The following is a 17496-nucleotide window of genomic DNA, read 5'->3' as shown; positions in this document are numbered from 1 at the left end:
GTTCTCCTATTCCGCCGCCGTACCGAGCGGATGGCCCGCCAGCGCCATGCCCCGTGCCGCCATGATCCAGACGATCCAAGCATCCATCCCCTCGCCGGTACGCGCCGACACCTTCAGCACCTTGATCGCAGGATTGACCTTGCGGGCATTGGCGATCGCCTCGTCGACGTCGAAGTCGAGATACGGCAGCAGGTCGGTCTTGTTGACCAGCACCAGATCGGAAGCCGCGAACATGTCGGGATACTTGATCGGCTTGTCCTCGCCCTCGGTCACCGACAGGATCGCCACCTTGTGCGCCTCGCCGAGATCGAAGGCCGCCGGGCAGACGAGATTGCCGACATTCTCGATGAACACCACCGCGCCGTCCTGAGGCGCCAGATGCTCGACCGCATGGCCGACCATGTGGCCGTCGAGATGACAGCCCTTGCCGGTGTTGATCTGGATCGCCGGCGCGCCGGTCGCGCGGATGCGCTCGGCGTCGGCCGAGGTCTGCTGGTCGCCCTCGACGACATAACTCTTCAACCGCTCGCCCAGCATCTCGATCGTCTTGACCAGCAGCGACGTCTTGCCCGATCCGGGACTGGAAACGAGGTTCAGCGCAAGAATGCCGTGATCGGCGAAAAACGCCCGGTTTTCAGCCGCATAGGCGTTGTTCTTCGACAGGATGTCGTGCTCGAGCTGGATCATCCGGCTCTGGCTCATTCCCGGCACCGCCGCGCCGGCCTCGCCCGCGCCATAGTCGAGCGCCCCGTCATCGCCGTGATGATGATGGTGGCCATGATCATGGTCGTGCCCGTGATCGTGGTGATGATGGCCGTCGCCATGGTGGTGATGACCATGCGCCTTGCCTTTGCCCTCGATCTGAACTTCGCCTTCTCCGCAACCGCAAACCGTGCACATCAGTTCACCTCCAGTTCCTTGATCCGCAATTCTTCGCCGCCCGTCACCTGCAGCTGGTGCGACCCGCATTTCGGGCAGGGTTCGTAGCGCGCCGTAATGATGACCGGCTTGCCGCAGGCAAAGCAAAACGCCGCCGCTTCCGTCTCGATGATATCGAGTGTGGCGCCGTCGGCAATGGAATCCCGCATCACGACGTCGAATCCGAATCGCAGCGCCTCGATCTCGACTCCCGACAGCGGGCCGATCTCGAGGCAGACCCGTTTCACGCTGTCGAAATTCTGCTCCCGAGCCTGATCCTTGAGCACGTTGAGGATGCTTTCGCAGATCGACATCTCGTGCATCAGCAGGCCCTCACCTCGTAGGCGACGCAGGGGTCGATGGCATTGACGACCAGATGCGCGAGCCTGACCTTTTCCTCCGCGTCCTCATGGCCTTCCAGCGTCGCAAGGCAGCGCGCCGCGACGCCTCTCTTGTCGAAATTCCAGTCGGTCGGCGAAACAATGCGGTAGTCGTCCACGCGACCGTCGGCGAGCCGCGCCGTATGGACGAGCAGGCCGCGCGCCGCCTCCACGATCCCGATGCCGGCGCCGCCGGCGGTTCTCGAAAGGGTGTTCGGATCGCCATTGCCCTCCAGCAATAGCCGCATTTCGCCGGGAAGGCACGCAAGTTCGGCGAGGCGCGCCACGAAACGCGCGCCGAGGCCGGAACTGTTCAGGCTCGCGACAAGCCCGGCCTGCGCGCGGCGCGAGAACAGCGTCGTCTCGGGCACGTCGTTCGCCGCCGCCGGGCGATCGCCGCCTGCATGGGCGGCCAGCATCGCCACGTCGAGGAAGCCTACATCCCCGCCATCCATGCCCGCCGTCTCGACCCATCCCTGTTCGGCCAGATGCCCGATCAGGTCGGCGGCCGGCGTCTGCGAGCCGACGGCCCAGGCAAGAAGCCCGACATAACCGCGTCGCTTCAGCCAGATGTCGAGCGGTTCGCCGAAGATCGTCCCCGCCAGAAGCGCCTCGGCATCGGCAATGACCATGCGCACTGCGGCGGCATCGGGCCTGGTTTGCGCATCGAGCGCGAACGGGTCGGCTTCGCCGAAAAGCGCGGCGCGCATCCGCGGGACGTAATCCATCGCCGCGCGCACAGATGCGCCGTCGGGTTCTCCGCCGATCATGCGCGGCCAGTCGAGCGCGATGCGCAGCACGTTTTCGCGCAGCGTTTCCATCGACGTCACCAGCGCGCGCGCCGCCGCCATGTCGCGATCGGTTTTCCGGCCGAGCGCGGCTTCCAGCGACAGCACCGCCGCATGCGCCTGCGCATTGGCGCAGATGCCGTAGATGGTCGAGATGACCGGCATCACCTCCTGCGGCCGTTTTCCCTTGAGCAGCGGCGACACATTGACCGGGGGCGCATAGCGCACCGAGGCCGCCGCGCCCTTTTCCATCGGCAATGCGATCTCCACCCGGCCCTCGAAATTCATGGCCGTTCCTCCCGCCGTCCGCCGGTCAGGAACGCGCGCCGACTAACCTCGGGTCTTGCCGGCCGCGCGTCGGGAACATCGGCTTTCTCCTCCTCCGGATCGACCACTTCCGGCTCGGCCCGCTCGGGCGTTTCGCCGCGCCACATCTGCGCCATGGCATCTTCGGACTTGTCCGTCTCACCACCGTCCTCGAACAGCGCATCGAGCGCGGCGGCGGCCGCCGCCTCGGCGGATTCCGGGTCGGAAAATTCGAACACCGGCGAAAACAGCGAGCACATCCAGTAGGACCCGATCGCATCCTCCCGTCCGTGAATGAATTCGAATTGCCCGGCGGGGAAAGCGAAATGGCGCTTGGCGCCCTGCGCGAGCGTCTCGGTTTCCTCGTCCGCGCGTACCAGCATCAGGTTCATGAACCAGGGCGTCACCAGAACCGCCAGCCAGTCTCCGTTCCATTCCCGCGCGCCGACGACCTTCACCGACAGCGCCTCGTTGAGGATCGGGATGCCCGCCATGCGGGTCGTCCTGATCTCCTCGAAACAGGCTTCCGTCAGCTGGCCGATGTCGGCGCGGTCGCTCATTCAGGTCTCCTCGATGACCATGAACCCGGCCCTGGCGCTGTCGCATTCCGGGCAGGTCCAGTGATCCGGCAGGTCCGAAAACGGCGTTCCGGGCGGAATTTGCCAATAGGCGTCGCCCAGCGCCGGATCGTAGACATGCCAGCAGATCTTGCATTCGAGCCGCGTCAGCGGCCCGATCTTCGACGCGTCGCCGCCATAGGATCCGCCGAAGAAATGCTCGTTCATCGATAGATCTCCAGGATCTCGTCGAGCCGCCCGGCGGAATCCGCGATGTCCTCCGGCGAGGCACAGGCGACTTCCGGCACCGCCGTGATCTCGATCGTGTTCAGGATCATCGTATCCTGAGAATTGTAAAACTGCACCCACCACACATTGCCCGTTGCCGTCGCGGTGATGCGGCAGTTGCCGTAACCGCGCGACAGGATGGTAAGCACGCCGCGCCCCAGCACGTCATTGAGATATGTCAGGTCCTCCTCGGTGTGCGGCAGCAGCGACAGGTTGATGACATGCGCCGCGGCGGCGCCGTTGACGCGCGGAATATATTCGTTGATCTCCGGCAGCAGCGGCGGCGCGTTGAAAATGTTCGGGCCGAAAGACGTCGCGATCGGCACCTGTTGCTGCGCGCCGTCAAACGCCGCGGCGAGGATGCGGGCCGGAAACGCCCCGACCTCGACATAGTCGCGCGACACGTCGCCGTCATGCCCGGTTTCGCGCACGCGCCAGACACCGGCCAGAACGGCTTCCTGCGCCTGCGCCGCGCTGCCGGCGATCACCGAGACCTCGCCCTCGCCGAGCACCTGGTTGACGAAGGCGCGGTTGCTTTCGTCGAGGCCGGTCAGATCGACGCTGCCAATGCCGGTGTCCCGCGTGATCGCCAGCACGTTTTCCAGCGCCGCCATTCCGGCTTCGAGGCCTTCCGCCTCCTCGGATTCCGGCAGGTTTGGCGTCGAGAAGGTCATCATGCCCGACGGCATCTGCAGATAGTCAAGCGCCGCGCCGTCTTCCTCGCCGGGCTGGCTGCCGGGGCCGACAAGCGGTGAAATCGGATCGTTCATGGCTCAGGTCCTCGCTCGGGTTGGATCAGTGCTGCAGGTTCGGCTGCGGCGCGCCGCATCCGTCGGGAAACTTGAAGGGCGGCGGGTTGCTCGGCTCGCGCGCGAGAATGTCCGGGATCGCGCGCAGATAGTCGGTCCAATCCTGGACCCGCTGGATGCAGCCGAGATATTCGCCATGACGCAAGAAGATCAGTGCCGGAAAGGCGTTGAAGCGATAGCGCCGCTGGATGTCGCGCTCGCTGTCGCGATCCGCGACCAGCACCGTCACCGCGCCTTCGAAGGCCTTGTCGAGTTCCGGCACGACGACGGCGACGTCGTTGCTTTCGGCGATGCGCTCGGCGTCGCCCGCCACGAACAGCATCGTGAAGAGAACGGGCTCGGCCGCCGCGGAGAGATCGTCGTCGGTGACGACACGATAACCCTCGCGTTCGACGATCGATTGCAGCAATGGTGAAAACATGAGGCGTCCTTTCATCAGGCGTTGTCCTGCGTCTTCGGGCGCAGGAAGTCCGGCAATTCGGGTTCGCGATCGATCAGATCGGCGAAGAGATGCTCGAAGCCGCCCTCGCCGCGCATGACCATTTCCAGCGCGGCGATGGCGTCGGCGGATTGCCGAGCCGCCTCTTCCGAGATCACCTCGCGCGCCGCGCCGAGGAACACCATCACCCAGTTTCCTGGCTCGACGGCCCCGACGAGGCTCGTGTCGATGCGATGCTCGCCATCGCGCGCCCGGCAAAGCGCGCCTCCCGCGCCCGCCTCGATCACCTGCATGGGAATGCCGATGCACATTAGCCGGCCTGCCCTTTGACGAGGCGTTCCATCTCGGCGTCGAAATCGTCCGGACCGCGCCAGGCTTCGCCGGCGAGCACGCGGGCGTCGCCGTGCCGGAGGGCATCGGCCTCTCCCGGCCGTTCCGCCTCGTAGCGCTGAAGTGTCATCTCGAGCGAGGCGATCGTGTCGTCCTCGCCAAGCGGCACGCTCCGGCGTTCCGCCGTGACGCCGCGCTCGGCAAGGAACGCTAGAGCCGCGTCGATGGCCGGGTCGATCTGCGCCTTGACCTGCGGCCGCAGGCTGCCGCCGTAATCCTCCAGTTCGACCGGCTGGACGCCGACCAGCATCAGTTGATCGGGATAATCGCCCATCATCTCCGCCATCGCGAGCACCTCCTGGAAACCGGTCTGGTGCAGCGAAATCTTCTTGATGCCGAGAAATTTCGGCACTTCGTCGCCCTCGACGCGTTTCAGCGTGCCGGGTGGCAGGCCGTAATCGACCGCGTCGAACACGATCAGGATATCGGCCTCGCGAATGTGCTGGACGAGATAGATGCCCTGCGTGCCGCCGTCCATGATCCGGACATTGTCGCCAAAGGCATAGGCGCGGTGCAGTTCCTCGACAGCGCGCACGCCGAAGCCTTCATCCGCCCACAACAGATTGCCGATGCCGAGGATCAGCACGTTCGGTGCCGTGTCTGTCACGAGAACCTCCTCCCAAGACGTCCCCAGGATGTCTTTATGTCCCTTGCGGGACCCTCCCTGATGGCAATGCTTTCGCAAGCCGTGTGCCAGTTCGCGAAACCGCCGGTAACCATGGGTTTCCCGGTCAAATCCGCGCTGCCGGCAAATCTCGGTTGAAAGGTATATTTCCACTTCTATCGGATATTGGAAAGATAACTTCCATAGCCGTCCGGGGTGCGCGTTTCGGAGTGGAAAGACGGCGCTCAACGTGAAAACGCGCGCTATCCATCCGGCGGCACAAAAAAGCGGGGCCCGAAAGCCCCGCAAAGTAACCGCTGAAATGGAGGAGGCGGATCAGTGAATATCGTCGCCAGGCTTCCCGTCCCGGAAGGTGCGCCAGCCGGAAAACATCGACGACATGATCGATTGCCGCGACATGATATCCTCGCGGACCGCGGCATAGACATGCACGATGACGAAGCTGACGATCAGCCACAGGCCGAGATGGTGCCATGTGTGCACGTCCTGGCTCTGGCCGAACAGCGGGATCACCCAGGACGAAAAGAAGTCGTACTGCCACGACCCCATGCCCGCGCCCTCGCCGTAAAGCGCGAGCCCGGTCACCATCATGAAGACGATGCCCCAGACGAACATCAGATGCATGGTAAGCGTCGCCAGCGGGTTGTGGCCGGAATATTTCAGCGGCTGCTTGGCGATCATCGCGTACCAGGCCACCTCGTGGAACAGTTCCTTCCAGAACGAGCCGCGCCAGACCGGCGGCAGGAATATCTGCCGCGCATGCGAATTGCCGACAAAGGCCCAGTAGACCCGGAACAGAAAGCCGGCGATCAGGATATAGGCGGCGGCGAAATGCAGATAGCGGATCCAGCCGAACAGGAAGGATGCGCTCGCCTCGCCGCCGACGGACGGCGGCGGCGAGCCGATCAGGTAGCCGGTAATGCCGAGCACGAGGATCGAGGACGCGTTCACCCAGTGCCACAGGCGAACCGGCGCCTGATAGACATAAACGGCCTCTTCGGAATGCGGTGTCGTTGTGATGTCTGTGCTCACGATCCCCTCCTCACCCGCCGGCCAGCACGAGACCGCCAGCGGCGATCGCGAGGCCCGAGGCGATCAGGCCGAAACGCATCATCGCGGCGATCCGCCCCGCGCCATAGCCCGCGCCGTGCAGGAGCGCGCTCGCCAACAGGAAGCCGGTCATGTAGCCGGCAAGCGCACCGGCCGCCTCGGTCCCGTGCGCATGGCCGTGCAACAGCGCGAATCCGCCGATCGCCACGAGGCCGAGCGCCGCCGGCAGCATGCGCGCCGCCGCGATCATCAGCCCGAGAATGACGACCGACGCCAGAATGCCCGGCTCGACGAAGGGCATAGAAATGCCGTTCATGCCGAGCAGCGCGCCGACGCCCAGCATGGCGACGAAGACCGCCGGCCCGCGCCACGCGAGCCGCGCCGGCTGGGCGGCGGACCAGACGCCGACCGCCACCATCGCCATCAGATGATCGAGCCCCAGGATCGGGTGGGCGAAGCCGGACGCGAAACCGGCCACCGTGCCGCCGGTATGGGCGAACGCCGGCGTTGCCGCCAGTGTCAGGCCCGCTACGGCGAGCGTTCTTTTCAATGCGAAAGTCATGATCCCATCCTCCTCTAGCGGACCTTGATTTCGGCCATTTCCTCGCCGTCCGGCCCCATCACATGGGTCGAACAGGCAAGGCACGGATCGAACGAATGCAGCGTGCGCAGGATTTCCACCGGCTCCTCCGGCCGCTCCATCTTCGTGTTCATGAGCGATGCCTCGAACGCCCCGATATTGCCTTCGTTGTCGCGCGGGGAACCGTTCCACGTGGTCGGCACGACGCACTGGTAATTGTCGATCTTGGTGTCCTTGATCCTGATCCAGTGCGCCAGCGCGCCGCGCGGAGCCTCGGTGAAGCCGACGCCCTTGACCTCGCTTGGCCAGGTCTTCGGATCGAACTTCTCGACATTGGCCGTCGCCGTGTCGCCCGCCTTGATGTTGGCAATCAGCTTGTCCATGAAATACCGCTGCATCTCGGCCGCCCACTCGCATTCCAGCGCGCGCGCCGCCGTGCGGCCGAGCGTCGAGAACAGCGCGTCCACCGGCACGTCGAGCGTCTTCAGGGTCCGGTTGATCTGCTCGGTGAAATATTCGTGCCCCTGCGCATAGCCGACGACGTAACGCGCCAGCGGCCCGACCTCCATCGCGTGACCGCGCCAGCGCGGCGCCTTGATCCAGGAATATTTCGCGGATTCGTCGATCTGCTGGATGTTGGTGCTGGTTCCGACGAGGTTCGGCCCAAGCGCGTAGTTCGGCTCGGTGATCCCGTCCCATGGATGCAGGCCCTTGGCCTCGTCTGGATAGGCGTACCAGCTGTGCGGCACGAACTCCTGGATCTGCTCGGGATCGCGATGATCGACCTCGTGCACCTCCTTTAGGTTGCCGTTGATGATCGCGCCGCGCGGCATCAGCAGGTTACCGGCCGAATAGTCGTTCGCCCGGTCCGGGATGTCGCCATAGGCAAGCACGCTCTGCCCCGACAGCCCGCCGCCATAGAGCCAGCCCTTGTAGAACTGCGCGATCGCGAAAAGATCCGGGATATAGACGTTCTTGACGAATTCCAGCGTCCGGTCGATGACGCCGGAGACGTAGTTGAGCCGGTCCATGTTGACCGGCGCGCCGGCGGCCAGCGGGCCGTCGATATTGATTGCGCAGGGCACGCCGCCGACCAGCCAGTTTGGATGGATGTCCTTGCCGCCGAAGATGGTGCGCGTCGTCATGATCTCCTTCTGGAAATCGAGCGCCTCGAGATAATGCGTCACCGCCATCAGGTCGGCTTCCGGCGGCAGGAGATAGGCCGGGTTGGTCCAGTAGCCGTTCTTGAACGGGCCAAGCTGGCCGGATTCCACGAATTTCTTCAGCCGGTTCTGCACATCGCGGAAATAGCCCGGCGACGACTTCGGATGATGCGGCGAGACCGACTGCTGCAGTTCCGACGTCGCTTTCGGATCGGCCTTCAGGGCATTGACCGGATTCACCCAGTCGAGCGCGTGCAGGTGGTAGAAATGCACCAGATGGTCGTGCACCTGCAGCGACAACTGCATGATGTTGCGGATCGAGTTGGCGTTCTCGGGAATGTCGATCCCGAGCGCGTCTTCCACCGCGCGCACCGAGGTCAGCGCATGCGTGCCCGTGCAGACGCCGCAGATGCGCTGGGTGAACGCCCAGGCGTCTCGCGGATCGCGCCCCTTCAGGATGACCTCCAGTCCCCGCCACATCGTGCCGGTGGAGACCGCGTTGCGGATGATGTTGTTCTCGTCGACATTGACCTCGCAACGCATGTGGCCCTCGATCCGGGTGACCGGATCGACGACGACGCGCTGGCCGGATGTGTCGAGGTTGAAACCGTTCGGTGTCTGCATCGTGGTCATCAGCTTTCCCCTCCCTTCTGGCGGGCGCGCTTGACGGCGCTGAGCCCGGCATGCGCCGCGGCGGCAACGCCGACGACGGCTGCGGCCGTGCCGCCGATCTTGTCTGCGTCGGCCTCGATGCCGAAGCCGTGGATGTCGGTCAGCCGGTCATAGAACGAGCCCTTGTCCCAGAAGCCGTCCTCGGAGCAGCCGAAGCATGGATGGCCTGACTGGATCGGGAAGGACAGGCCGCCGTTCCAGCGCACCGTCGAGCAGGCGTTGTAGGTGGTCGGCCCCTTGCAGCCCATCTTGTAGAGGCAGTAGCCCTTGCGCGCGCCCTCGTCGTCGAAGGCTTCCACGAACTGGCCGGCGTCGAAATGCGGCCGGCGGTAGCACTTGTCGTGGATACGCTGCGAATAGAACATTTTCGGCCGGCCCTGCCGGTCGAGTTCCGGGAACCGCTCGAAGGTCAGGATATAGGTGATCACCGCCGTCATCACCTCGGCGATCGGCGGGCAGCCGGGCACCTTGATGATCGGCTTCGGCGCCAGACCCGGCACCTTGTGGATCGGCGTCGCCTGGGTCGGATTCGGCCGCGCCGCCTGCACGCATCCCCACGAGGCGCACGACCCCCACGAGATGATCGCCTTGCAATGGTCGGCGGCGTGCTTGAGCTGTTCCAGATAGGGCTTGCCGGCGATGATGCAGGACATGCCTTCCTGGTTCAGCGGCGGATTGCCCTCGCAGGCGAGGATGTAGTTGCCGTCATATTTCTCGATCGTCTCGTCGATGATCGCCTCGGCCTGATGGCCGGCCGCCGCCATGATCGTGTCGTCATAGTCGAGCGAGATCATCGACAGGATGACGTCTTTCGCCAGCGGATGCGCCGAGCGGATGAAGCTCTCCGAGCAGCAGGTGCATTCCAGCCCATGCAGCCACAGCACGGGAATGCGCGGCTTGGTCTCCATCGCATGCGCGATCTGCGGCGCGAATGTCGGGCCGAGCCCGAGCGAGGCCGCCGTGAGACTGCAGAATTTCAGGAAACTGCGCCGTGTGATCCCCTGACGGCGCATGACCTCGTAAAAGGTTTCTGTCATGCGGGCTTCTCCTCCTCTTGGGTCCCCGAAAGCGCGCGACGGGTTTCGCACGCTTCCGCCAAGGCTGTAGCAACCGCTATGCCAGTCAGGCTTTTTCCTTGTCTTTCAGTGTGTTGGGTATTTTTACGACCAATCGGGCCGAACCGGAAACGGGACATGGCTGAAAGCTTTCCAGCCGAAATGGAAAGCGCGCTTCCACCCGCATTGCCTTGCTTTTCTTCCGTCCCCGGGATCAGGAGAAGCGGAGGCGGCTGCCTTTCGACGGCGGCGTTTCCGGCGGACCGGCAAAGCACTGCGCATGCTGCATCCAGCGTCGCGCGACCGCGCCGTCGACCGCCAGACCGGTATCGGCAAGCGCGCGCGTTTGCGTGACGACCGCCGCGAAATCGACGGCCTCGCCCCTGATCTCGTTCGCCGCCCGATCGCCGAATTCCCACACCGCGCCGGACGGCGCCGTCAGGACAAGCGCCGGTATCGTGTCCGGAACGGGCAGCCCCTGCACAGTGTGCGACCAGCCGAAGGTGTTGATCCCCAGCACGACGATGTTGCGGATGCGGTCGCTTTCCTCGCGCTTTTTGCCGAGCAGGTCGAAGACCTCGAAACCGTGCGCCCAGCCTTCCATCTGCCGCGCCGTCATCGACGAGCGCGCCGACATGGACGGTCCGATCCACGGAAGCCGCCTTTTCGGATCGAAGTCGCGCCAGCGCGCCGCCATGTCGCGGGCACGGTCGATCCAGATGTCCCGGAGCGCATGGCCCCGTTCAGCGATCGCCGCATTCTCGAACGGGCGAAGGCGTCCCTCGCGCACCACGTCTGAGACCTCGGCGGCGAGGCGCCGGAAGTCCGCCTCGTCGCGCGCCGCCAGATCGGCAGCTCCGTTCCAGAAATGCAGATGCACCAGCACGTCATTGATCGTCCAGCCCTTGAACTGCGTCGCGCGCTCGAAATCGGCGTCCCGCAAATCCTTGACGCAGGCATGAAGCACTTCGCTCTCGGCCAGGAAATCGTCCGCCACTGTCAGGTTCATCGGTTCTCCTCCGTATCCCCGCATCGCATCCGTCAGAAAACGTCCCCAAGCGATTCAACCAATTGCGAAATCAGCGCCACCGCCGCGCTTTCGACGACTGGTGACAGCGCCGTTCCTGCGCCGAAGTCCTCGCCCTCGATGCCGTAGACCAAGACGCTTTGTGGCAGTGTCCCGAGCGCCCGCGCCGTCTCCACGGCCTCGGCCAGTCCGAAGCGATGCGTCGAATAGTGGAACAGGTCGGCGGGAAGTTTCGCTGCTGCCGCGTCGAGCGCGATCAGCGTGCCCGGCTCCGCATTGCTGCGCGTCGCGTCGACGAGCACGATCCGGTCATGCTTGTCGAACAGGTCCATCAACCCGGTCCCGTCGCCGGCATGTACGGTCGCGGAAAAGCCCTTCGCGGCCAGTCCCTCGGCGACGAAAGGCCCAACGCCATCGTCGGAGCGGAACGCGTTGCCGATACCGACGATCAGCATTTGCTCAGACACGCTCGACCGTCAGTTTCAGGAAATGCGTCGCGCACGAAATGCAGGGATCGTAATTGCGGATCGTCTGTTCGCAGCGCCACTGCAGGTCGGCGTCCGCCATGTCCATGTTGGCGGCGACGACACGCGTCAGGTCGGCCTCGATCTGCGGCTGGTTCTGCGAGGTCGGCGGCACGATCTGCGCATGGGTGACCAGACCTTCGGCGTCGAGCTTGTAGGTGTGGTAGCAGATCCCGCGCGGTGCCTCGGTGCAGCCATGCCCCTCGCCCGCCCTCGGCGGGGTGTCGATGAACGGCTGCTTCGGCGGTTCGTAGACGCGCACGATCCGCGCCGCCTCTTCCAGCGCGTATTGCACCTCGATCATCCGCACCAGGATCGACTTGAACGGATTGCGCACCACCTCGCCGAGGCCGCACAGCGCCGCGGTCTCCTTCACGGCATCGGTCAGCTGCGCGTAATTGTTTGCATAGCGCGCCAGCGGCCCGACTAGATAGGCCGAGCCGTCCTTCATGTGTCCGTGCAGCGCGTTGGAACGCGCCACATGCTCCTCGAAGAAATGGTCGTTGAATTCGGGCACGCCGATGTCGAGGCCACGGTTCGAGACAAGCCGCCCTTCTGCGATGGCATACGTCTCCGGGTGCTTCAGCGACACGAATGTGTAGTCGTATTCGTCGTCGGGGAAATCGAACTTCGAGAAGGCGACGGCCACGTCGCGCGCCGCGGCGATACCCCATTCCAGTTCCGGCAGCAGCGCCTTCACCTTGGCCTTGTCCGGCGCCGAATAGAAGCCGCCGACCCGCGTGTTGACCGGATGCACCGCACGTCCGCCGACGACCTCCATCAGACTGTTGCCGATCTTCTTCAACCTGAGTGCCGTCTTGACCAGCTCCGGATTGACCTCGGCGATCTTGATCGCGTCATGCAGGTTGAGGAAATCCGGCGCGTGCAGCATCGCCGCGTGCAGCACGTGGCTCTGGATCCATTCGCCGCAATAGATCAGCCGCCTGAGTTCGTGGATTTCCGGCGTCACCGAGACGCCGAGCGCCTGTTCCACCGCCTGGCTCGCGCCCATGATATAGGCGATCGGGCAGATGCCGCAGATGCGCGAGGTGATATCCGGCGTCTCGTGCGCGTCGCGCCCCTGCAGGAACGCCTCGAAGAAGCGCGGCGGCTCGAAGATGCGGAACTCGACCTTTTCGATCTCGTCACCCTTCAGCCGGACGTAAAGCGCGCCCTCGCCTTCCACGCGGGCCAGCGCATCGACCTGGAGAATGCGTTCACTCATGCGACGTGCTCTCCTTGGCGAATTCCGGCGCGCCGGCGTTGAACGAACGATAGAAGTCGCGCACCTCGCGCGACGCCATGCCCAACTCGGAAAGATGCGCCGAAAGCGCCGGCGGGTTCGGGTTTTCCTTCGGACCGAAACAGCCGTAGCAGCCGCGCCCGTGCGACGGGCAGAGATTGCCGCAGCCGGCCTGCGTCACCGGGCCAAGGCACGGCGTGCCCTTGGCGACCATCACGCAGACAGTGCCCGCCCGCTTGCATTCCATGCATTGCGACGCGTTCGGCACATAGGGCTTGCGGCCGGCCAGCGTCGCCGTGATCAGTTCCAGCAGCTGGTGCTTGGAGACGGGGCAGCCGCGCAGTTCGAAATCGACCTTGACGTGATCGGCGATCGCGTCGGATTTCTCCAGCGTCGAGATATATTCCGGGTGCGCGTAAACGATGTTGGTGAATTCCTTGACGTCGGCGAAATTGCGCAGCGACTGGATGCCGCCCGCCGTAGCACAAGCGCCGATGGTGATCAGCACCTTCGAGTTCTCGCGAACCTTCCTGATGCGCTCGACATCGTGCGGCGTGGTGATCGAGCCCTCCACCAGCGAGATGTCGTAGGGTCCGTTCTTGATCTCGCTCGTCGCCTCGAGGAAATGCGCAATGTCGATCTGCCCGGCGATGTCCAGCAGCTCGTCCTCGCAATCGAGCAGGCTCAACTGGCATCCGTCGCAGGAGGAGAACTTCCAGACCGCAAGCTTGGGTTTCGCCATGCTCAGATCTCCTTCTTCGCGATCAGCCGCGACACCTGGTCGTGTCGGAACACCGGCCCGTCGCGGCAGATGAAATCGCCGCCGAACTGGCAATGGCCGCAAAAGCCGATGGCACATTTCATGTTGCGCTCCATCGAGATCCAGACCTTGTCTTCCGGCACGCCGGCGGCCATCAGGCTCATCACCGAGAACCGCATCATGATCTCCGGCCCGCAAACGAAGGCGGAAACCTCCGCCCCGTTGCTGCCGGAGAGCGTGCGGTCGAGCGGTACGGTCACGACGCCGACCTGCCCGGTCCAGCCCGGCGCGGCATGGTCCACAGTGATCTCGACCTCGGTGTCGAAGCGCGATTTCCACGCCTTGATCTCGTCGGCGTAAAGCAGGTCGTCGGGCGAACGCGCGCCATAGACCAGCGTCATGCCCGAATATTGCTCGCGGTTGTTGAGTACGTGGTAGATCGCCGGCCTGAGCGGCGCGAGGCCGAGACCGCCCGCGACAAATACGATGTGCCGCCCTGTCTCCTGGGCAACCGGCCAGGCCGAACCGAACGGCCCGCGTACGCCGATCACATCGCCGTCGGAAACGCCGGCCAGCGCGCCCGAGATCGCCCCGACATTGCGGATCGTGTGCACCAGCTTGTCCGTGTCGGCGGCATCGCCGGAAATCGAGATCGCCACCTCGCCGACGCCGAATGCGTAAAGCATGTTGAACTGGCCGGGCGCGAACGGCACGGCCTCGCCGTCGATCGGCTCGAGTTCCATCGTGGAAACGTCGGACAGCTCGCTCCACGCACGCTTCACGCGGTAGCGCCGGGGCAGCATCGGGTCCTGTGCCATCTGAGCCTGCACGTCCTACCCCTTGTTGGTTCCGTAGACGTCGAGCAACTGCATCCTGAGCGCCCGGAAACGCACCGCCATGTGCGGCACGAAATGCTTGAACATCTGGTAGCCGAGCGCCGGGGTCTGTTCCGCCTTGTTGCGCATGCAGGTGGCGTCGAGGCTGATGGCGCGCACATCGTTGAGCGCGCGGGCATCCGACATGTGCTTGTAGGGCGGCACCATCCACGACCAGCCGAGAATGTCGCCGGCGCGCAGCGTCTCGACGATGATCGGCTCGTGCTGCGGGGCCGAAATCTCGACGGCGATATCACCCTCGCGGATCAGGAAGACCTTGTCGGCCGCGTCGCCTTCCGAATAGATCGCCTGGCCGGCGCGGAAATGCTCGTTGCGCGCGCAGCCGGCGAGCAGATCGAGCGTTTCCTTGTCGAAATGCTTGAAGACCGGATGCGCGGCCAAGGTCTCTCCAAGTCCGTGAATTTCCATGCGCTCAGCCCTCCTGTGCGAGCGGCTCCGCCGCGAAGGCGGCCGCTTCTTCGGTGATGTCGATGCCGACCGGGCACCACGCGATGCAGCGCCCGCAGCCGACGCAGCCGGACGTGTCAAACTGGTCGTGCCAACTCGACAGCTTGTGCGTCATCCACTGGCGGTAGCGCGACAGCGTCGACCGCCGCACCGAGCCGCCATGGATGTAACTGAAGTCGAGCGTGAAGCAGGAATCCCACACCCGCCAGCGTTCGGCATGGTCGCCGGACAGATCGTTGACGTCCTCGACGTCGGAGCAGAAGCAGGTCGGGCACGCCATCGTGCAATTGGCGCAGGAAAGGCACCGTTCGGCCACCTCGGCCCAGCGTGGATGGTCGAGATTTTCGCGCAGCAGCGCCGGGATGTTGTCCGGCATCGACCGCGTCTGCATCCCCGCCGCCTTCAGCGTCACCGCATTTGCCGCTTCCAGCTCGGCCGTTCCCGCTTCCGCGGGACCGATCCGGTCGAGGATCGCCGCGCCCCTGTCGCTGCCGCATTCGACGAAGAAACCGCCGTCGTCCAGTTCGGTCAGCGCGATATCGAAACCGGAATCGGCGCTCGGGCCGGTATTCATCGAGGCGCAGAAACAGGTCGCAGCGGAACGCGCGCACTGCACCGCGACAATCAGCGTCGCCTCGCGCCGGCGCTTGTAGCCGCTATCGGTGAAGTCGCCATTGTCGAACACCCGGTCCTGCACCTCGATCGCCGCGATCTCGCAGGCCCGTGCGCCGAACAGCGCCGTCTTCGGGAAGTCGTCCTCATGCGGTTCGATTGCGAAACCGTTGTCGCCCTTTTCGGCAGACCACAGTTTCTGGCGGGCGGGAAAGAGATATTTCTTCCAGCTCTGCGGCCCGACGACATAATCGAACCAGCGATTCGGATCGCCCTCGCGCAACCGGTAGCGGCCGCCCTCCTGCTCGTCGGTCAGGCCCCGCGGCATGTCGGATGCGCTTTCGATCTCGTCATAGACTATGGCGCCGTCGCCGAGCTTCGGCCCGATTACCCGCCAGCCATCGGCAAGCAGAGCTTCCACGAGAGGCGCAGGATCATCGAGGATGAAACTTGACCCTGTGCTCGCCGGCATGTTCGTCGACCCCGTTTGCGCGTCAATTAAATCGATTACGGTGCGACCCGCAGTTCACACCTATAACAGCCAAGCTTCAAGCTTCTGCGACAATAAAAGCGGAATTTATCTTTCGCGACCTCTCGCATGCACGCTAGCGCTGCCGGTGGGCGGTGGATTGATGTGCATCAACGGATTTGTGGATTTGACCGCTTCACGCGCTGGACAAAAATCGTCCGGCGGGCGACATGCAGGGCGGCAATCGCATACGGGAGACTATCGCATCATGCATCACGCGCGAAACCTCTGGACGGCAAGCTGATGGAAGCGCCACTGAAAGGTCTGCGCGTGCTGGAACTGGCGCGTATCCTCGCCGGTCCGTGGATCGGCCAGACGCTCGCCGATCTCGGCGCCGACGTCATCAAGGTGGAAAGCCCCGAAGGCGACGACACCCGCCAGTGGGGCCCGCCCTTCATCGAGCGCGACGGCGACCGCTCCGCCGCCTACTTCCACGCCTGCAACCGGGGGAAGCGCTCCGTCACCGCCGATTTCCGCGACGCGAACGATCTCGCCCTGGTCCGCCGGCTGGCGGCCGACGCCGATGTCGTGGTGGAAAACTTCAAGGTCGGCGGGCTCGAGAAATTCGGCCTCGATTACACGACCCTGTCGGCCGGCAATCCGCGCATCGTCTACTGCTCGGTCACCGGCTTCGGCCAGGACGGCCCCTACGCTCCGCGCGCCGGCTACGATTTCCTGATCCAGGGCATGAGCGGCATCATGGACCTGACCGGCGATCCGGCGGGCGAGCCGCAGAAGATCGGCGTCGCCTTCGCCGACATTTTCACCGGCGTCTACGGCGTCATCGCCATCCAGGCGGCGCTGGCCGAACGCGAGCGGACCGGCAGCGGCAAGCATGTCGACATGGCCCTGCTCGACTGCATGACCGGCGTGCTCGCCAACCAGGCGATGAACTACCTCGCCTCGGGCGTCGCTCCGCATCGCCTCGGCAACGCCCATCCCAACATCACGCCCTACCAGACATTCGAGGTCGCCGACGGCTACATCATCATCGCGGTCGGCAATGACCGGCAATTCGCGCGACTGGGGGACGTTCTTGGCCTCGACGGACTCGCCGCCGATCCGAAATTCTCCACCAATGCCGTGCGCATCGAGAACCGCGCGGAACTTGCGCGGCGCATTGCGGAGAAGACGAAAAGCTGGAGCCGCGACGATCTTCTTGCCGCCCTCGAGGAGGCCGTCGTCCCGGCCGGGCCGATCAACACCGTCGCCGACGTTCTCGCCGATCCACAGATCGTCCACCGCGGCATGCGCATCGATCCGGACGGCGTTCCGGGCCTGCGCACGCCGATCCGTTTCGCCGGCACACCCGCGCCCGTCTCCGAACGCCCCTCCCCGAAGCTCGGCGAGCATTCGGACGCGATCCGCGCCCGCGGCTGGGACGCCTGACGGTTTCAGGACATGAAGAGAAGCCGGGAACGATGTCCCCGGCTTGAAG

General features: G+C 64.6%; 22 protein-coding genes. 2 read left to right on the top strand and 20 right to left on the bottom strand.

Annotation, left to right across the window (positions count from 1 at the left end):
• Positions 1–6 precede the first annotated feature (6 nt).
• From hypB to IG169_RS13080, 20 genes are all read right to left on the bottom strand, one after another.
• Positions 7–900, bottom strand: a complete 894-nt coding sequence (gene hypB, locus IG169_RS13175; RefSeq protein ID WP_193176675.1) for a hydrogenase nickel incorporation protein HypB — start codon at positions 898–900, stop codon at positions 7–9.
• Complete coding sequence (gene hypA / locus IG169_RS13170) at positions 900–1241, bottom strand: hydrogenase maturation nickel metallochaperone HypA (RefSeq protein WP_193176674.1); 342 nt, start codon at positions 1239–1241, stop codon at positions 900–902. Before hypA ends, hypB begins: the two co-directional genes overlap by 1 nt.
• Positions 1241–2374, bottom strand: a complete 1134-nt coding sequence (locus IG169_RS13165) for a nickel-dependent hydrogenase large subunit (protein WP_193176673.1) — start codon at positions 2372–2374, stop codon at positions 1241–1243. The genes hypA and IG169_RS13165 overlap by 1 nt, the downstream gene beginning before the upstream one ends.
• Entirely contained in the window at positions 2371–2952 is a 582-nt protein-coding gene (hybE, locus tag IG169_RS13160) for a [NiFe]-hydrogenase assembly chaperone HybE (protein WP_193176672.1), read from the bottom strand. The genes IG169_RS13165 and hybE overlap by 4 nt, the downstream gene beginning before the upstream one ends.
• Positions 2953–3177 (bottom strand): rubredoxin, encoded by a 225-nt coding sequence (locus IG169_RS13155; RefSeq protein WP_193176671.1) that lies wholly within the window; start codon positions 3175–3177, stop codon positions 2953–2955. It abuts the gene before it with no gap.
• Positions 3174–4007, bottom strand: a complete 834-nt coding sequence (locus IG169_RS13150) for a hydrogenase expression/formation protein (protein WP_193176670.1) — start codon at positions 4005–4007, stop codon at positions 3174–3176. Before IG169_RS13150 ends, IG169_RS13155 begins: the two co-directional genes overlap by 4 nt.
• A gap of 25 nt (positions 4008–4032) precedes the next feature.
• Positions 4033–4482, bottom strand: a complete 450-nt coding sequence (locus tag IG169_RS13145) for a thioredoxin domain-containing protein (RefSeq protein WP_246717366.1) — start codon at positions 4480–4482, stop codon at positions 4033–4035.
• Entirely contained in the window at positions 4482–4796 is a 315-nt protein-coding gene (locus IG169_RS13140; protein ID WP_193176669.1) for a HypC/HybG/HupF family hydrogenase formation chaperone, read from the bottom strand. Before IG169_RS13140 ends, IG169_RS13145 begins: the two co-directional genes overlap by 1 nt.
• Positions 4796–5482, bottom strand: a complete 687-nt coding sequence (locus tag IG169_RS13135) for a HyaD/HybD family hydrogenase maturation endopeptidase (protein ID WP_193176668.1) — start codon at positions 5480–5482, stop codon at positions 4796–4798. The genes IG169_RS13140 and IG169_RS13135 overlap by 1 nt, the downstream gene beginning before the upstream one ends.
• Before the next feature lie 333 nt (positions 5483–5815).
• Positions 5816–6532, bottom strand: coding sequence for a Ni/Fe-hydrogenase, b-type cytochrome subunit (gene cybH, locus IG169_RS13130; protein ID WP_193176667.1), 717 nt, complete (start codon positions 6530–6532; stop codon positions 5816–5818).
• Between the two features lie 10 nt (positions 6533–6542).
• Complete coding sequence (locus IG169_RS13125) at positions 6543–7112, bottom strand: HupE/UreJ family protein (protein WP_193176666.1); 570 nt, start codon at positions 7110–7112, stop codon at positions 6543–6545.
• Between the two features lie 14 nt (positions 7113–7126).
• A complete protein-coding gene (locus tag IG169_RS13120) occupies positions 7127–8926 on the bottom strand; it encodes a nickel-dependent hydrogenase large subunit (RefSeq protein WP_193176665.1) in 1800 nt (599 codons plus the stop codon).
• Entirely contained in the window at positions 8926–10002 is a 1077-nt protein-coding gene (locus IG169_RS13115) for a hydrogenase small subunit (protein WP_193176664.1), read from the bottom strand. The genes IG169_RS13120 and IG169_RS13115 overlap by 1 nt, the downstream gene beginning before the upstream one ends.
• Positions 10003–10234: 232 nt before the next feature.
• Entirely contained in the window at positions 10235–11029 is a 795-nt protein-coding gene (locus tag IG169_RS13110; RefSeq protein ID WP_210325997.1) for a TIGR03084 family metal-binding protein, read from the bottom strand.
• Between the two features lie 32 nt (positions 11030–11061).
• The gene (locus IG169_RS13105; protein WP_193176663.1) at positions 11062–11514 is read right to left on the bottom strand and encodes a hydrogenase maturation protease; all 453 of its coding nucleotides are present in this window, start codon (positions 11512–11514) and stop codon (positions 11062–11064) included.
• Positions 11507–12796, bottom strand: a complete 1290-nt coding sequence (locus tag IG169_RS13100) for a Ni/Fe hydrogenase subunit alpha (RefSeq protein WP_193176662.1) — start codon at positions 12794–12796, stop codon at positions 11507–11509. The genes IG169_RS13105 and IG169_RS13100 overlap by 8 nt, the downstream gene beginning before the upstream one ends.
• Complete coding sequence (locus IG169_RS13095) at positions 12789–13556, bottom strand: NADH-quinone oxidoreductase subunit B family protein (RefSeq protein WP_343225650.1); 768 nt, start codon at positions 13554–13556, stop codon at positions 12789–12791. The genes IG169_RS13100 and IG169_RS13095 overlap by 8 nt, the downstream gene beginning before the upstream one ends.
• A 2-nt stretch (positions 13557–13558) precedes the next feature.
• A complete protein-coding gene (locus tag IG169_RS13090) occupies positions 13559–14392 on the bottom strand; it encodes an FAD/NAD(P)-binding protein (RefSeq protein WP_193176661.1) in 834 nt (277 codons plus the stop codon).
• Positions 14393–14407: 15 nt separating this feature from the next.
• Entirely contained in the window at positions 14408–14878 is a 471-nt protein-coding gene (locus tag IG169_RS13085) for a cyclic nucleotide-binding domain-containing protein (protein ID WP_193176660.1), read from the bottom strand.
• Positions 14879–14882: 4 nt separating this feature from the next.
• On the bottom strand, positions 14883–15950 hold the full coding sequence (locus IG169_RS13080; protein ID WP_343225649.1) for a 4Fe-4S dicluster domain-containing protein: 1068 nt from the start codon (positions 15948–15950) through the stop codon (positions 14883–14885).
• A 22-nt stretch (positions 15951–15972) separates the two neighbouring features.
• Here IG169_RS13080 and IG169_RS13075 point away from each other — a divergent pair, with 22 nt between their 5' ends.
• Both IG169_RS13075 and IG169_RS13070 read left to right on the top strand, forming a co-directional pair.
• Entirely contained in the window at positions 15973–16302 is a 330-nt protein-coding gene (locus IG169_RS13075; protein ID WP_193176704.1) for a hypothetical protein, read from the top strand.
• On the top strand, positions 16299–17447 hold the full coding sequence (locus tag IG169_RS13070) for a CaiB/BaiF CoA transferase family protein (protein ID WP_193176700.1): 1149 nt from the start codon (positions 16299–16301) through the stop codon (positions 17445–17447). Before IG169_RS13075 ends, IG169_RS13070 begins: the two co-directional genes overlap by 4 nt.
• The last annotated feature ends 49 nt before the right edge of the window (positions 17448–17496 follow it).

The sequence above is a fragment of the Oricola nitratireducens genome (assembly GCF_014904745.1).
GTDB lineage: Bacteria > Pseudomonadota > Alphaproteobacteria > Rhizobiales > Rhizobiaceae > Oricola > Oricola nitratireducens.
The sequence above is the reverse complement of the archived record's forward strand: the minus strand, read 5'-3'. Positions and strand labels throughout refer to the sequence as shown.

Excerpts from the sequence above, each read along its gene's own strand:
- IG169_RS13125 (WP_193176666.1), bottom strand. The coding sequence starts at position 7,112 with ATGACTTTCGCATTGAAAAGAACGCTCGCCGTAGCGGGCCTGACACTG.
- hybE (WP_193176672.1), bottom strand. The coding sequence starts at position 2,952 with ATGAGCGACCGCGCCGACATCGGCCAGCTGACGGAAGCCTGTTTCGAG.
- IG169_RS13120 (WP_193176665.1), bottom strand. The coding sequence starts at position 8,926 with ATGACCACGATGCAGACACCGAACGGTTTCAACCTCGACACATCCGGC.
- IG169_RS13165 (WP_193176673.1), bottom strand. The coding sequence starts at position 2,374 with ATGAATTTCGAGGGCCGGGTGGAGATCGCATTGCCGATGGAAAAGGGC.
- IG169_RS13140 (WP_193176669.1), bottom strand. The coding sequence starts at position 4,796 with ATGTGCATCGGCATTCCCATGCAGGTGATCGAGGCGGGCGCGGGAGGC.
- IG169_RS13115 (WP_193176664.1), bottom strand. The coding sequence starts at position 10,002 with ATGACAGAAACCTTTTACGAGGTCATGCGCCGTCAGGGGATCACACGG.
- IG169_RS13085 (WP_193176660.1), bottom strand. The coding sequence starts at position 14,878 with ATGGAAATTCACGGACTTGGAGAGACCTTGGCCGCGCATCCGGTCTTC.
- hypB (WP_193176675.1), bottom strand. The coding sequence starts at position 900 with ATGTGCACGGTTTGCGGTTGCGGAGAAGGCGAAGTTCAGATCGAGGGC.
- IG169_RS13145 (WP_246717366.1), bottom strand. The coding sequence starts at position 4,482 with ATGAAAGGACGCCTCATGTTTTCACCATTGCTGCAATCGATCGTCGAA.
- IG169_RS13110 (WP_210325997.1), bottom strand. The coding sequence starts at position 11,029 with ATGAACCTGACAGTGGCGGACGATTTCCTGGCCGAGAGCGAAGTGCTT.
- IG169_RS13155 (WP_193176671.1), bottom strand. The coding sequence starts at position 3,177 with ATGAACGAGCATTTCTTCGGCGGATCCTATGGCGGCGACGCGTCGAAG.
- IG169_RS13090 (WP_193176661.1), bottom strand. The coding sequence starts at position 14,392 with ATGGCACAGGACCCGATGCTGCCCCGGCGCTACCGCGTGAAGCGTGCG.
- IG169_RS13075 (WP_193176704.1), top strand. The coding sequence starts at position 15,973 with ATGAAACTTGACCCTGTGCTCGCCGGCATGTTCGTCGACCCCGTTTGC.
- hypA (WP_193176674.1), bottom strand. The coding sequence starts at position 1,241 with ATGCACGAGATGTCGATCTGCGAAAGCATCCTCAACGTGCTCAAGGAT.
- IG169_RS13100 (WP_193176662.1), bottom strand. The coding sequence starts at position 12,796 with ATGAGTGAACGCATTCTCCAGGTCGATGCGCTGGCCCGCGTGGAAGGC.
- IG169_RS13150 (WP_193176670.1), bottom strand. The coding sequence starts at position 4,007 with ATGAACGATCCGATTTCACCGCTTGTCGGCCCCGGCAGCCAGCCCGGC.
- IG169_RS13095 (WP_343225650.1), bottom strand. The coding sequence starts at position 13,556 with ATGGCGAAACCCAAGCTTGCGGTCTGGAAGTTCTCCTCCTGCGACGGA.